This window comes from Pseudomonas sp. HD57-3, assembly GCF_056113135.1.
This window is the reverse complement of record NZ_CM148568.1, coordinates 4,750,658-4,765,062: the sequence shown is the minus strand read 5'-3', so window position 1 is coordinate 4,765,062 and position 14,405 is coordinate 4,750,658. Positions and strand designations below refer to the sequence as shown.

General features: G+C 59.7%; 16 protein-coding genes. 3 read left to right on the top strand and 13 right to left on the bottom strand.

Annotated elements, in window-relative coordinates:
* Positions 1 to 91 precede the first annotated feature (91 nt).
* From AC0R79_RS21510 to AC0R79_RS21455, 12 genes are all read right to left on the bottom strand, one after another.
* On the bottom strand, positions 92 to 991 hold the full coding sequence (locus tag AC0R79_RS21510; protein ID WP_474731639.1) for a metal ABC transporter substrate-binding protein: 900 nt from the start codon (positions 989 to 991) through the stop codon (positions 92 to 94).
* On the bottom strand, positions 992 to 1,891 hold the full coding sequence (locus tag AC0R79_RS21505) for a metal ABC transporter permease (protein ID WP_003226663.1): 900 nt from the start codon (positions 1,889 to 1,891) through the stop codon (positions 992 to 994).
* Positions 1,891 to 2,634: a metal ABC transporter ATP-binding protein gene (locus AC0R79_RS21500; RefSeq protein ID WP_085607076.1), complete on the bottom strand. Its 744-nt coding sequence runs from the start codon at positions 2,632 to 2,634 to the stop codon at positions 1,891 to 1,893. Before AC0R79_RS21500 ends, AC0R79_RS21505 begins: the two co-directional genes overlap by 1 nt.
* Positions 2,631 to 3,560 carry a metal ABC transporter substrate-binding protein gene (locus tag AC0R79_RS21495; protein WP_064598220.1) on the bottom strand — a complete coding sequence of 310 codons (930 nt, stop codon included), beginning with the start codon at positions 3,558 to 3,560 and terminating at the stop codon, positions 2,631 to 2,633. Before AC0R79_RS21495 ends, AC0R79_RS21500 begins: the two co-directional genes overlap by 4 nt.
* Before the next feature lie 35 nt (positions 3,561 to 3,595).
* Complete coding sequence (locus tag AC0R79_RS21490) at positions 3,596 to 4,171, bottom strand: DUF6162 family protein (protein WP_474731637.1); 576 nt, start codon at positions 4,169 to 4,171, stop codon at positions 3,596 to 3,598.
* The gene (locus tag AC0R79_RS21485) at positions 4,168 to 4,509 is read right to left on the bottom strand and encodes a hypothetical protein (protein WP_007955813.1); all 342 of its coding nucleotides are present in this window, start codon (positions 4,507 to 4,509) and stop codon (positions 4,168 to 4,170) included. Before AC0R79_RS21485 ends, AC0R79_RS21490 begins: the two co-directional genes overlap by 4 nt.
* Positions 4,506 to 5,048 (bottom strand): thiamine pyrophosphate-binding protein, encoded by a 543-nt coding sequence (locus AC0R79_RS21480; protein WP_085607072.1) that lies wholly within the window; start codon positions 5,046 to 5,048, stop codon positions 4,506 to 4,508. Before AC0R79_RS21480 ends, AC0R79_RS21485 begins: the two co-directional genes overlap by 4 nt.
* Entirely contained in the window at positions 5,045 to 6,244 is a 1,200-nt protein-coding gene (locus AC0R79_RS21475) for a PepSY-associated TM helix domain-containing protein (RefSeq protein ID WP_127799101.1), read from the bottom strand. The genes AC0R79_RS21480 and AC0R79_RS21475 overlap by 4 nt, the downstream gene beginning before the upstream one ends.
* 252 nt (positions 6,245 to 6,496) lie before the next feature.
* Complete coding sequence (locus tag AC0R79_RS21470) at positions 6,497 to 7,372, bottom strand: alpha/beta fold hydrolase (RefSeq protein WP_474731635.1); 876 nt, start codon at positions 7,370 to 7,372, stop codon at positions 6,497 to 6,499.
* Positions 7,373 to 7,504: 132 nt separating this feature from the next.
* Complete coding sequence (locus AC0R79_RS21465; RefSeq protein WP_474731633.1) at positions 7,505 to 8,731, bottom strand: hypothetical protein; 1,227 nt, start codon at positions 8,729 to 8,731, stop codon at positions 7,505 to 7,507.
* Positions 8,732 to 8,744: 13 nt separating this feature from the next.
* Positions 8,745 to 10,256: a trypsin-like serine peptidase gene (locus tag AC0R79_RS21460; RefSeq protein ID WP_474731632.1), complete on the bottom strand. Its 1,512-nt coding sequence runs from the start codon at positions 10,254 to 10,256 to the stop codon at positions 8,745 to 8,747.
* 190 nt (positions 10,257 to 10,446) lie between these two features.
* Complete coding sequence (locus AC0R79_RS21455; RefSeq protein WP_474731631.1) at positions 10,447 to 10,899, bottom strand: VOC family protein; 453 nt, start codon at positions 10,897 to 10,899, stop codon at positions 10,447 to 10,449.
* 283 nt (positions 10,900 to 11,182) lie between these two features.
* Here AC0R79_RS21455 and AC0R79_RS21450 point away from each other — a divergent pair, with 283 nt between their 5' ends.
* From AC0R79_RS21450 to AC0R79_RS21440, 3 genes are all read left to right on the top strand, one after another.
* A complete protein-coding gene (locus AC0R79_RS21450) occupies positions 11,183 to 12,397 on the top strand; it encodes an SfnB family sulfur acquisition oxidoreductase (RefSeq protein ID WP_474731630.1) in 1,215 nt (404 codons plus the stop codon).
* Between the two features lie 2 nt (positions 12,398 to 12,399).
* A complete protein-coding gene (locus AC0R79_RS21445; protein WP_007955819.1) occupies positions 12,400 to 13,065 on the top strand; it encodes a methionine ABC transporter permease in 666 nt (221 codons plus the stop codon).
* Between the two features lie 74 nt (positions 13,066 to 13,139).
* A complete protein-coding gene (locus AC0R79_RS21440) occupies positions 13,140 to 13,910 on the top strand; it encodes a MetQ/NlpA family ABC transporter substrate-binding protein (RefSeq protein WP_262193662.1) in 771 nt (256 codons plus the stop codon).
* 36 nt (positions 13,911 to 13,946) lie between these two features.
* Here the strand turns inward: AC0R79_RS21440 and soxR are convergent, their stop codons facing one another.
* The gene (soxR, locus tag AC0R79_RS21435) at positions 13,947 to 14,405 is read right to left on the bottom strand and encodes a redox-sensitive transcriptional activator SoxR (protein WP_474731629.1); all 459 of its coding nucleotides are present in this window, start codon (positions 14,403 to 14,405) and stop codon (positions 13,947 to 13,949) included.

Sequence of the window (14,405 nt, the reverse complement as noted above, 5' to 3'; positions counted from 1 at the left end):
GCAGCCCGGGACGCTCCGCGTCCCTTCCGAAGCGGACGCGGAGCGTCCAATGAGGCATTCCCACGCAGAGCGTGGGAACGATCACTTCTCCTCAGGCGCCGGCCAGGCCCTTGAGCAGTACATCCACATTGTCTTCCAGCTCTGTCACCGGATCTGCCGCATCGGTGCTCAACACCAGCAAATGACTGCCCGATTCGGCAATTGCCGCTTTTACCGCGTCCGACGGCTGCCGATGGTGCAGCACCACCGCCACGTCATTGTCTTTCAGGGTGGCGGTGAGTTTTTTCAGATCTTCCGGCGTCCACTCGGCATCCGGTCGCGCGTCCTGCCCGATCAATTCCAGATTCAGGCTGCCGATCAGGTAACCGAAGTGATCGCTCAGGCTCATCACGCTCAGGTTGTCGGCACTGGCCAGACGCGCCTCGCTGTCGGCACTGAGTTTCAGCAGGCGCTGCTTCAGTGCCGCCAGATTGGCCTCGATTTTCGGTTTGTCCTTCGGCGCCAGGCGCACCAGGTCCGCCGCCATCACGTCAGCCATACGCCCCATGTTGTTGCTCGCCAGCCACGGCTGGCTGTTCAGGCCGTCGACCTTGAGCCCCGGTTGCACGGCAATGCCGGGCAGGGCGCCGTCCACCGGGCGGGCGGCGTCGACTTCAACGATGCGGATGTTGCTGCGGCGGGCGATCGGGTACAGCGGATCATCGGCCCACAGCGAGCGCACACCGATCACCGCATCGGCGCCGGTGGCCAGTTTGCTCAGCGCCGGGGCGCCGCGCCCGGTGAAGTAGGCGGTCTGGCGACTGCCCGGCAGGTTGGCCGGCGCCGCGCGCTCGAGGCTGATGTCAGTGCCCTTGAGCAGGACTTCGCCCAGACCATAAGTGATGGGCAACGAGGCCAGCACCCGCAGCGGTTTCTCGGCAGCCAGCAGAGGGCTGGAAACCGCGCCGCTGAGGGCGATGGCCAGGGTCAGTTGTCGTAATGAAAAAGCCATTTATCCAAGGTTCCCTTTCAGACTGGGGACGACGCCCCGGGCAATCGCGGCGAGGGCGAAGGCGATACCGGCGACCAGAATGATCGCGGCGCCGGACGGAATCGGCAGGTCGAACACGATCGGCGCGAGAATCCCGCACAGCGTACTGACCGTGGCAATCAGCACCGAACACCAGAAAAAGCCCTTGAGCGACTGGCTGAGCAAACGGGCGGCCGCTGCCGGAATCACCAGCAGCGCACCGACCAGAATCGCGCCGATGACTTTTACTGCGGCGACGGTGATCAGCGTCACCAGAATCACGAACAGGTAATCCAGGGTTTTCACCGCGACGCCGCGCACCGCTGCCAGTTGCGGGTTGAAGCTGGCCAGCATGATCCGGTTGTACAGCGGCAGGGCCAGCGCCATGACCAGTGATCCGACAATCGCCAGCACCAGCAGATCGTTACCGTTGACCGTCAGTACTGAGCCGAACAGCACGTTTTCCAGAATGTGCACGTTGATCTTGCCCGCCAGAATCAACAGTAGACTGGCGCCCAAAGCGAGGGACACCGACAGGAACACGCCGATCAAAGTGTCGGGTGCCAGGCCGGTACGATTGCGCAGGTAGTTGAGCAAAATGCCGAACAACAGGCAGTAGCCGAACAGGCTGCCGTAGGGGCCGGTGTAGGGTTCGCCGAGCAGAATGCCGATGGCCACGCCGGTCAACGCCGCGTGGCCCACCGCCTCGGAGAAAAACGCGAAGCGCTTGACCACCACCAGCGTGCCGAGACCACCGAGTACCGGGCCGATCAGCAGACCGGCAAGCAGGGCGTTGACCACAAACCCGTAGGCCAGGGCTTCCGGCAGGTAACCGGAGGAAGCCCAGCCTTGCACCATCAAACGAAAGGCTTCGTAACTCATCAGGCAGCGCTCCGTGGATGGGTCGAGAACAGGGTCAGCAGGCGTTCCGGGGTCAGGGCCTGTTGCGGCGAGGCGTCGAACAGCACGCGGCGGTTGAGGCCGGTGACGCGATTGGCCAGTCGCCCGACCGCTTCCAGATCGTGCTCGATCCACAGCACCGTGATGCCCGCCGCGCGCCAGTCGCCGAGCAGGCGTTCGAACACCTGGATCCCGGCTTCGTCGAGGGCCGACATCGGTTCATCCAGCACCAGCAATTGCGGCGCTGGAATCAGGCCCTGGGCAAGCAGTACCCGCTGGCGTTCGCCACCGGACAGCGCACCCATCCGGCGTTTGCGCTTGTCCTGCATGCCGACCCGCTCCAGCGCATCACCGATAGCGCCGGCGTAGCGTTTACTCAAGCCGAGGAAGGCCGGGCGACGCTGACACATGGCGGCCATGAAATCATCGACGGTCATCGGCAGACCCCGATCGAACTCCAGCGCCTGCGGCACGTAGCCGATGGTGCCGGGTTCGCCGGGCCATTGCAGGCTGAGCCGGCCCTGATGGGGCATCTGCCCGAGCAGGGTTTTGATCAGCGAGCTCTTGCCGCCGCCGTTGGGGCCGACCAGCGCATGCACGCTGCCTGGCTGCACCTGGAAGGTGACTTTGTCGAGGATCGTCGTGCGGCCGAGGGTCAGGCTGACGTCGGCGAAATCCAGGGTCGGGCCGTTATGGGTGATTGAGAGGTTTTCCTGGGCCGTCATGCGCCGGACTCCTGAATCGCCCGCACCACGGTGTTGAGGTTGCCGGTCATTTCCTTTTCGTACTTGTCGGCGGTGTATTCGCCGTAGGAAATGTGCGACAGCGGGTACAGCTTCACACCGGATTCACGCTGAATGGTTTCGACGTAGGTGGACGGGAAATCCATCTCGGAGAAGATCACTTTCACGTCCAGCTCGCGCAGTTGGTCGATGGTTTTCTTCAACTGGCTCGGGCTCGGCTCGATGCCGTGGGCCGGCTCGACCACGGCGGTGACTTCCAGACCGAATTCGCGCAGCAGGTAGTCATAGGCGGCGTGCACCGTGGCCACTCGCAGTTCGGCGTTCGGCGCCTGGGTCAGTTTGGCCAGGGCGTCGGCGCGCATCTGCCGCAGGCGTTTGCCATAGGCGCGGGCGTTCTGGGTGTAGGTCTTGGCGTTGTCCGGGTCGAGCTTGCCCAATTCCCGGGCGATGTTGTTGACCTGGGCAATCGAGGCGCTGATCGACAGGAACGTGTGTGGGTTCACCACTTTGCCGGCACCGCGCGCGGCAACCCCGGTGGCGGCCAGCAACGGCACGTTTTCGTTGGCTTCGATGGTCTTGATGTTCGGCGTTTCGCTGGCGGCGATCATGCGGTCGGCGAAGTCGTCATGACCGACGCCGTTGAGCACGATCACGTCCAGCCCGCTGATGCGCTTGATGTCTTCGGCGCGGGGCTCATAGGCGTGTGGGTTGAAGCCGGCGGGAATCAGCGGCACGACCTCGGCCTTGTCACCGACGATGTTCGCCACATAGCTGTAATACGGATGCAGGGTGATGCCGATGCGCAGGCGTTTGGCCTGATCGGCGCTGGCCAGCGGGCTCAGCAGGCAGGCGCACAGGCCGATCAGCAGCAGGCGCAGGAAAGGTCGGCGTTGAGATGAACTAGGCATGGGCAAGCGGTCTTCTCTCGAATGAAGGCGAGGGTTCAATGACGATGTTCGCGGGTCACCCCGGCATCGAATTGCGCGACGATCTGTTTCCAGCCGGCGGCGGACAGCGCTGCGTCGGACAGTTCTGCCGGCGCTTGCAGGTCGGTGGCGCGGTTGAGCCAGATGTCCGGCACGGCGCCATCGGCTGCGTTCAGGCGCATCAGAAACGAACCGGCCACGGCCGGTGCCTGGCTGTGGCCGAAGTAGGCGCGGTCGGCCAGCAACTGCCAGGCATGACCACCACGACTGACCGAGCTGGCGTCATGGGCAAACGGGGCAAAGCCTTCGTCCGCCAGGTTCTGCGGGGTCGGCAGCGTTTGCTGTTCTTCGCGCAGCAGGTGGATCTCGTCGAGGGTCACCCGCAAGTCGGCATAGATGCCTTGCTCGCTGGCGCCGAGATCGCGGCGGGCATCCAGCTGATGGCTGGAAACCGGCTCCGGTTCGTGGGAGACGCCGCGCCATGCGACTACCGATCCGGCGACCGCGAGGATCAACAGGCACATCAGCAGCACATTGAGAGTTTCATGCCCGGCACCGGCCGGGCGTACAACCTGGGTGGTCGGCGTGGTCATGGGGCTTCGATATCCGCTTGGTCGATTTCGACCACGTGGCCGGGACCTGCGTCGAACAGCACGTAGAACTCGGCGCCGGGTTTCTTGAAGGTCAGGGTCGAATCGGCGCCAAGCTTGCCCGGCACCAGAATGGTTTCGTCATAGCCGATCACATCGAGGGTCACCCCCGGTGCGCCGCTGCCGTCGGAGAAGCCGCCGGTGCATTTGATCTGCTCGGCGTCGATGGCCTTGCACTCGCACATCGGGTTGTGGGCCAGGGCGCTGGCGCTGAAACCGGCACACAGCACCAGCATCAGGCTGCTCAGGCGCAGGCGGGAAAAGCGTCGGGCGAGAGTCATGGTTTGGCTCCTTGTTTGTTCAGCCAGGCGATGGTGGCGGGGGAGGCCTGGCTCAGGGGGATCGAGGCCTGATGCATGCTGCCGTCCCAGCCTTCCATGGTGATCCACAGTTCGGCGTCGGTTCGGGTCTTTTCCGGGATCGGCAACTGGGTGCCCATGCGATACGGCGTGCCGAAGAAGATCACCCCGGCGGCGCGCAGGCTGCGCGGTTTGCCGATGCGCAGGTAGGTGGCCTTGACCTGGTCGATGCAGGCATCGCACAACGCGACATTGAAGCTTTTCATGTGGCCGGCAGGCCCGGCGGGGCGGGGCGCCTCGTCACGGAATTCGGCCATGCGCAGGCTCCAGGGGCCGACCTGGACTTCTCCGACTTCGCGTTCGCCCAGGCCAGTGTCGCCGCGAAACAGCGACTGGTCCGCAAAGTACCGGGGCATGAAGCCCAGCGGGATCAACAGCAGCAACACGTTGATGTGGAAGCGCCACTTGTGCCAGAACAGGCTCAGGCGTGAAGGACGGTTTGCAACGTTGGACTGGCTCACGGGTTGACCTCCGACGGTTCACGGTTCAGGGCCGGTTGCGCCTTGACGCGTTGCTTCTTGTGCTCGCGCTTGAGGGCGTTGGCGGTGGCCAGTGCGGTGCGTTTGGTCCAGATCAGCAGTCCGCTGAGCACCATCATGCTCAGCAGCAGCCCGAAGAAGAACCAGATCAGCTTGATCCACAATCCGCCGAAGTCACCGGTGTGCAACGGCCGCATGGATTCGGTGACGAACTCCAGCGAAGTCCGGTCGGACAGCAGGCGCGAGGCAGCGATTTCGCCGTTGTACGGATTGATCGTCGCGCGCTGATACATCAACGGATACCAGCCGCGCCCCCCGATATCGAGGTGGCTGTAGGCGTTGCCCGGCAGACTGACATAGCTGGTTTCCAGCCCGGGGATTTTCTGCTGGGCGATCTCGATCGCGCGATCGAGACTGATCTGTGGGGCCGGCGAACCGTCCGCCGAGAGGGGCACGCTCTCACGGGACATGGCCGGGATCACCGGTTCGCTCGAGATGGAAATGTGGTTGTCGGCCAGCAGCGCCTGAATCAGGAACCAGGTGCCGGTAATAGAAATCACCGCAATGAACCAGATCGACCAGATGCCGCTGAGGCGGTGGAAATCGCCCCAGAAAATCCGCGCGCCGTGGCGCAATCGCAAGGTCGGGCTGAAAAAGCCTTTCCAGAAGCGCTTGTACACCACCAGCCCGGTCACCAGCGAGGCGAGCATGGGCAGGCCGAGGATCGACACCAGGTACCAGCCCCAGCTGTAGCCGTTGGTGAAGGGCACCAGCCACCAGCCATGCAGGGCGCGGGTGAAACCTTTGAAATTGAACGCCGGGGCCTCGCCCTGAATGACGCCCGTGTACGGATTGACGTAGACCGTCAGCGAGCGCCCGTCGGGGTAGCTGACGCGGACATCGAGGGCAAAGTGCGATTCATCGGGGCGGTCGATCTCTTGCACGACCGTTTGCGGCTCGGCTTTCTTGATGGCCGCGATGATCTGGTCGTAGCTGAGCAGCGGCGCATCGTCCGACGGCGCGCTGGCACGCATTTGCGGGTTGGCCAGCCAGACGATTTCCTGGCTGACCACCGCCAGGGTGCCGGTGACGCAGACGATCAGCACGAAAAACCAGATCGGCAACGCCAGCCAGCTGTGTACCAGGAACCACAGTTTCGAGCGGGATTTCTTCGACATGATGACAAGTCTTGATTCAGAGTGAGGGGGCGGTACTACGGGCTTCGCAGCACGGGGTTCCCCTGAAAGGCCGGTCGTGGCTTTTGCCTACGCGACCAGCCCGCATCTCTATAAGACGGATGACCGAAGCAAATCCCGATAAACGATATGAAAGTAAATGTTTCGCGATTGCATGTTGCTGTCGCGTGGGCAGATTTCTGGGGGGAGGCGAAGCAGTCCGACGGCACATGCCGTCGGATTGAAGGAGGGGAATCAGCGGAGAAAGTCGAGTGCTTCGGTGAGCAACAGCTCAGGGACTTCTTCGGCGAGGTAATGCCCGGCAGGCAGGGCCTTGCCTCTTACGTCGGTGGCAACCTGTTGCCATTCCTTGAGTGGATCGAAGCAGCGACCGACAGTGCCCTCGGCGCCCCACAGCACCAGTAAGGGCAAGTTTAGGTGGCGACCGGCCGCGAGATCGGCGCGATCATGTTCCAGGTCGATGCCGGCACTGGCGCGGTAGTCCTCGCAGATCCCCCGAGCACTGCCGGGACGTTCCAGGCAACGCCGGTATTCGCTGAAGGCCTCGTCGGTGAAGGGCGCGAGCCCGGCGCTGCGGCTGCCCATGACACTGCGCAGGTAACCTTCGGGATCGGCTTCGATCAGGGTTTCCGGCAACGGCGCCGGGCGGATCAGGAAGAACCAGTGCCAGTAGGCCCGGGCGAAGGCTTCATTGGTCTGGCTGTACATCGCCAGCGTCGGCGCGATGTCGAGCAGAACCATGCGCTGTACGACGGCGGGATGATCAAGGGCCAGACGATGGGCGACCCGCGCGCCACGGTCATGGGCAAGGATCGAGAACTGCTCGAAACCCAACGCTTTCATCAATTGCACGCCGTCGCGGGCCATCTCGCGCTTGGAATAATTGAGGTGAGCCTCATCCGCCGGCGGTCGGCTGCTGTCGCCATAACCGCGCAGGTCGGCGGCGACTACCGTGAAGTGCTCCGCCAGTTGCTCGGCGATCTTGTGCCAGATGACGTGGGTCTGCGGGTGCCCGTGTAACAGCAGCAGGCCCGGGCCGCTGCCTTTGAGGCGGTAGCTGATGTCCACACCGTTGACGTGGCGCTGGTCTTTGCGGAATCCGGTAAACATCGGAGGCTGACCCTCTATTCAGACTGTTGTCTGCATACTGGAATCAGCTGTCCTCCGGGGCAAGGCACAAACCGTGAATTGTCTGTCCATGAAATGTGTTGCCAACAGAACTCCGTTCGAACCCACCTGTGTCTATTGAAGTGGCGTCAGTGCCGGCAAGGGATCAAATGAGCCAATTCCTGCATTGTTATAGGCGGCCTGCAGAGTGGTTTCGCTGTTGTCCAGTCTTTCATAAGCGATTCTGGCCCTCGCGAGTGCTTTGGTCTTTTCAATGCCGGTGGCATTTTTATAAGTGGTGTAGCTTGCACTTGCGTTGTCGTAGGCGGTCGAATAGTCGTTATATTTTTTTTCGATATCCCCCACGGCCGATTGTCTGGCCGTAATGCGTGCCTGTTGTGAAAATGCTTGCGTTACGGTGTCCTCGGCAGCACTGCTCAATGCCGCTCTCTGGCTCTTGAGGGCATCGCCCGTGTATTTGAGTAATACATAAGGTTTGGCGGTTTCTGTAAAGATGGCACTGACGTTGACGGGATAGATCATTTTTTTGCTTTCAGAGGTCACTTTCGCCGCCGCTTGTGTCAATCCTTCAGGCAATGGAGACCATGGTAATTTTCTGCCTACGACAGACTGTCTACTGATGCCACCGCTTTTGACTGCATTCCACTGCAACTCCAGCAGGCCGAAGGGCGATGTTGCACCTGGACTGCTCAGTTCAGCGCGCAACAATACATCACGCTCGGAACCAAAGCGCCAGCTGTCAGGTGTGATGAACTGGGGGTAGTACCAGTACACGGGAACGAAAGTGAACGCAGTGGGGAGATTTTTTTCCCCACCGCTGAATACGATGGTCGATTCGAGATAGAAAGCTAATGACCCGTTAATGCCCGTGGCTTCATTGATTGAGGTTCTAGCACTTTGAAGTTTGGTGTCGTGGGAGAACGACTGAGCATCACCAGATAACGTTCCGAAACTTTTCGCGATCGCGATAATCATGCATGACTGTTCTTCGTTTGCTGTAAGGAGGTGGTCCTTGCTGGTCTTTGCAAAACCGTCCATGCGGCTGGAGTCTTTGTAGCTGATGGCTTGCTCTTTACTGAGATAATCTCCCAAGGCATCTACGGCATTACCTACAACCTTACCGGCGACTTCTGCGGCGATTGCAACACCTGCCGCGGCCAATACGGCGGCCTCCTGTCCAGCTCCTTTGGTAACGGGGCAATTCTCGCCAGGGAAAAAGGCAATTCGCATCTGATAACCTTGATCCGCTACGCGCTCCATTGACGGCGTCGGCTTGGAAGTGTCTGCGCAGCCGGCAATGGACGTGATTAGCAGGGCAATAAAAAATCGATTGGATATCATGATTTTTCTCGCTTTATGGAGTTCCGATAAATTTCACCGCGTTAGAGAACGGTTGCAGCAGTGCCTTGTTAATGTAGGTTGCGACGTTGAGAACAAAGCTTTCTTCACAGTTGTTAGTCTTGTCGGAATCGCCGATATGTGTGCCTGCCAGTGTCAGGTCTTTTTGGTTGGCGACAAAGAGGGCAGAGCCACTTCCTCCAGATTCCATGCTGCAGAAATGACTGAAACATCCCTTATTTTTTTCTTTTGCAGCACACACCCCGGACTTTCCTTGTACATAGCCCGATGGGAATCTATTGGGGCTCACCGTATTCGCCAAAGGCATGTAAGAAATTTGGGTAAGCAACGTGGGTGCTGTGGTGTCACCATTTTTTTCTTCGACCATTGATCGGAGGGATGACTTTAATAAAACGCTGATGGCAGCCGGATCTTTCAATCCTGGCGCAATCCTCACGATAACTTGATCTTGAGCAACATCCTTGAGTTTGTCCTCGGACAGCGCGTTTGCCTGACCAATAGCGCAAACTTGATATCGATCCTGGCTTGTTGCGGGCCTGAACCAAAGATCTGAATGGCTGTTGATTTCTTTGAAACAGTGTCTTGCCGTCAGCACATACGTACCTTTACCTACCAGCATACCTGTACATGCATCGTTGTCTGCCCAGGTAATGCGTCCCAGACGACTCATCAAGGAATGGTCCTTTACAAAAGAAGATTGTTCGGCAGCGGTGTAGCAGTTATCAATGAGTTGCTTGAATGAATCGATATATTTTGCGGTGAGTTCCTGGACCGTTTTTTCACTATGTTGACGATTGAATTCATTTCTATTGTTTAAGTAGAGTCTCGCCAGCTCTTGTGGGAGGCCTATTCCTGTGCCTTTCAAGGCGATGCGCTGTTTTTGGTAAGCATTAGTAATTTCTGGTGTACAGGCTGAGAGGTTCTTGTTTCTATAACGATCAATCAAGTCTTTCGCATTGCCACCTTTTGGAGAAGGGCTCATGGATTCGGTGATTTGAGTTTCAGAATCGTCAGTGCTGATGGTTCGACTGGTAACGTCATGTCGAAAGTTGAAGGCGATCAGTTGCGCGCTTCTCTCAATGCCCAAAATGGTTGGCGATACTCGCTCTCCAGAAAGTGGTGGAGAAGAGACAGGATGTTTATCGTTCCAGTATCCAATCGTGTCGCTCGGTAATTTGATGAAGTTGCTTTCGTTCGAGTTTTTTGCCGATAACTCATTTCTGATATCCATTGTCCGATGGTTGACGCTGGCGATACTTGGCTGATCTCCCATCGATTTGTAGAGCACGCCATTGAAGTAACGAATGACTTGATATTGCTTGTCAGTTGACGCGTCCGACACATTTGAAAATTTCACCAAGGGCGTTTCGCTAGCCAATCCAACGGGTATGGCGGCAAGCTCTGCGGTACTGTTTCGACATGTAAAATCAGTTGCGTGAACAGTGTTCGATGAGGAGAACGTGAACGTTGCCCAGGAAATCAGAAATACCTGACGAAATGGGAACATGGGATCCTTCCTTGGCGGACGGCCAGTATTCAATTGATTCAGTTTCGATGAATGCTGGACACCGTATCTTGAGGTATAGCACTTTGCCTTTACGTTGCAAGCCCGCCTTTTGTCTGGATCTCTGGTCGTGAAGCAAAGCAGTTGACGTTCTCCAGTCAACCGCCATGCTGGTTGATCGGTCACATGACTTCTACTGAAACATCTCCTTCGCCCGCTGCTCGATCTGCTCTTGCGTCAGATCCTCCTTGCGCGTGGCCAGGAACCACAGATGCCCGTACGGATCTTTCAATGTCCCGCTGCGGTCGCCGTAGAACTGATCCTTGACCTCGGACACGGCTGTCGCCCCGGCCTCCAGCGCACGCTGAAAGGATTTGTCGACATCGGTCACGTACAGGTGCAGACCGACCGACACCGCTGTGTCCGGATTGCTCAACGGCCCTTGATCGCATGGCGAGCCGAGCATGATCGCGCTGTCGCCGATGCGCAGTTCGGCGTGGCCGATGCCGCCGTCGGGCATGCTCAGGCGCATGACTTCGGTGGCACCGAATGCTTTCTTATAGAAATCGATGGCTTCGGCAGCTTTGTGAATGCCGAGGTACGGGGTAATGCTGTGATACCCCTCGGGAATGGGTTTGACGCTCATGGCGGTACTCCCTGTTATTTGTTGCCTGGTTTTTATTAGAGGTTGACGGTGTGCCTTCGCCGGGGTTGCCGGTCGCTCAACTATAGATCCGTGCCGCCGCCATGGCCGAGTAGCCGACGAGCAGCCACCGCACTGTTCAGCCATCGACAGTGAAGCAGCAGAATGCGCGGGTTTTCATCGTCAGATACCCTGAAAGTCCGCTGTAACCCCCGAAAGACAAGGCTTGTCAGTCAGGCACAGAAGCTGCAATGACCCGGTACAAAACCGATACCGAGAGTCATCCATGTCTGAATCTGCCGTTTATCCCATCAACCCGCCCGCCGCCCACCGGATCGCCGACGACGCCGAAGCCTTGCGCGTGGCCGCGCAGGTCGCCGCCGTCTTGCAGGAACATGCCGCCGAGCGTGACCGTAACCGCGAAGTGCCCGCCGAGATCATCGATCTGTATTCCAAGAGTGGCCTGTGGGGCATCACAGTGCCGAAGGAATACGGCGGCGCGCAGGTGTCCTACGCGGTGCTGGCGCAGGTGATCGCGATCATTTCCGCCGCCGATCCGTCCCTCGGGCAGATCCCGCAAAACCATTACTGCCTGCTCGAAGACATCCGCCTGCAAGGCACGCCGGCGCAGCAGGCGCATTTCTTTGAGCTGGCACTGCAAGGTCATCGCTTCGCCAATGCGCTGTCGGAAACCGGCGGCAAGAACGTGCAGGATATTCAGGCGACCCTCCGCCGTTATGGCGACGGTTTCGTGATCAACGGTCGCAAGGGCTACTGCACCGGTTCGCTCTACGCCCACTGGCTGGCGGTGCTGGCGCTGGATGAAGAACAGAAGGGCCAGTTGGCCTTTGTCGAGCGCGGCACGAAAGGGCTGGTGATCGTTGATGATTGGGACAGCATTGGCCAGCGCACCACCTCCAGCGGCACGGTGCTGGCGCAGGATTTACAGGTGGCACCGTTCAATCTGTTTCCGACGTACCGTTCCTACGAAAGCCCGACCCTGGCCGGGCCGTTCGCCCAGTTGACCACCGCCGCCATCGACGCCGGCATCGCCCGGGCAGCCTTGCGCGATACCGTGGAATTTGTCCGCCAGTTCGCCCGACCGTGGATCGATGCGGGTGTGGAAAAGGCCAGTGAAGATCCGCTGACGATCATTCAGATCGGCGCGCTGGAAATCCGTCTGGAAGCCGCCGAAGCCTTGCTCGAACGCGCGGGTTGGGCGCTCGACGCTGCACGTCCGGCACCGGATGAAGACAACGTCGCGCTGGCGTCCCTGGCGGTAGCCAAGGCCAAAGTGCTGACCACCGAAGTCGCCATCGAGGCCAGCAACAAGCTGTTCGAACTCGGCGGCACCCGCTCGACCCTGAAGAAGCACAACTTCGACCGCCACTGGCGCAACGCCCGGGTTCACACCCTGCATGACCCGGTGCGCTGGAAGTACCACGTGGTCGGCAACTGGCTGCTCAACGGCGTCAAACCGCCGCGCCACGACTGGTCCTGATCATGGCCGAGTGGTTCAAACACATTTACTGGGCCGACATCGCCCAGGCCTGTCTCGACACCCTGAGCATGCTCGGCGCGGCGTTGCTGTTCACGGTGTTGCTGGGCCTGCCGTTGGGGCTGCTGCTGTTTCTCACCGGCAAGCGCCAGTTGCATGAAACCGTCGGCCTGTACCGGGTGCTGTCGGTGATCGTGAACATGCTGCGTTCGCTGCCGTTCATCATTTTGCTGATCGTGCTGATTCCGCTGACCACGTTGCTGGTGGGCACCTCGCTGGGCGTGCCCGGAACGATTCCGCCGCTGGTGGTCGGTTGCACACCGTTCTTTGCGCGACTGGTGGAAACCGCGTTGCGCGAAGTCGATCGCGGCGTGGTCGAGGCGACCCAGGCCATGGGCGCCAACACCTGGCAAATCATTCGCCACACCTTGCTGCCGGAAGCCCGCGGCGGGTTGCTGGCGGCGGTGACGGTCACCGCCATCGTGCTGGTGGATTACACGGCGATGGCCGGCGTGATCGGTGGCGGCGGGCTCGGTGATCTGGCGATCCGCTACGGCTATCAGCGTTTTCAGACCGACGTGATGGTGGTCACCGTGGTGTTGCTGCTGATTCTGGTGCAGGCCCTGCAAATGACCGGCGACCGATTGGTGGCGCACTACAGCCGACGCTGACAAAACAGTTTCAACCCATAAAAGGCCCCACGTTCACCCCACGACGGCCACTCAAATCTGCCTTGGAGCACAGCATGAAAAAGACCCTGGCCGTACTGGCTGCCGTACTGTCGTTCGGCGCCCATGCCAACGAAAAACTGATCGTCGGTGCCACCCCGGTGCCGCACGCGGAAATCCTCGAGTTCGTCAAACCGACCCTGGCCAAGGAAGGCGTGGATCTGGACATCAAGGTCTTCACCGACTTCATCCAGCCCAACCAGCAACTGGCGCTGAAAAACCTCGACGCCAACTATTACCAGTACCGGCCGTTTCTCGATGATTTCAACAAGACTCGCCACACCGATCTGGTGCCGGTGGTCGGCGTGCACATCGAACCGTTCGGTGCTTACTCGACCAAGATCAAAAATATTTCGGAGCTGAAGGACGGCGCCAGCGTGTCGATCCCCAATGACCCGGTAAACACCGGTCGTGCGCTGGTGCTGCTGCACGAGGCGGGTCTGATCAAACTCAAGGATCCGAGCAACACCCTGGCCACCCAGCGCGACATTGCCGAAAACCCCAAGCACCTGAAAATCCGTGAGCTGGAAGGCGCGTTGCTGGCGCGTTCGGTGAGTCAGGTGGACCTGGCGTTCGTGTTCGCCAACTACGCGCTGGAAGCCGGGATCGACACCAACAGTGCGTTGATCGTCGAGAAGGGCAAGAGCCTGTACATCGAGTTTCTGGTCGCACGTCCCGACAATATCAACGATCCGGGCCTGCAAAAACTGGCCAAGGCGTTGAATTCCGATGAAGTGCGTCAGTTCATTCTGACCCGTTACAAAGGGCAGATTGCGCCGGGTTTCTGATGGATTGACCCGAGGGTTCCCATTGAATGGGAACCCTCACTTGGGTACGTCGAGAAAGTGTGCCCCCGGCCCTTGCTCGCCCAGCACATCGCCCTGATTGCGCAGCGGGCAGGCCTCCATCGAGAGACATCCGCAACCGATGCAACCGGTCAGCCGGTCCCGCAGCAGCATCAATTGTTCGATTCGCTCGTCCAGCTCACGCCGCCACTGCTCCGACAACACTTTCCAGTCCGACGCCGTTGGCGCGCGGTTGTCCGGTAGCTGTTTCAACGCCTCGCCGATTTCCGCCAGCGGAATGCCCAGGCGTTGCGCCACCTTGATCAACGCGACCCGCCGCAGCACTTCCCGTGGATAACGCCGCTGGTTGCCGGCATTGCGCTGGCTCTTGATCAAACCCTTGGATTCGTAAAAGTGCAGGGCGGTGACCGCCACACCGCTGCGGGCCGCGACTTCTCCGACGGTCAATTGCTTGTGCACATTTTCCGCAGTGATCAT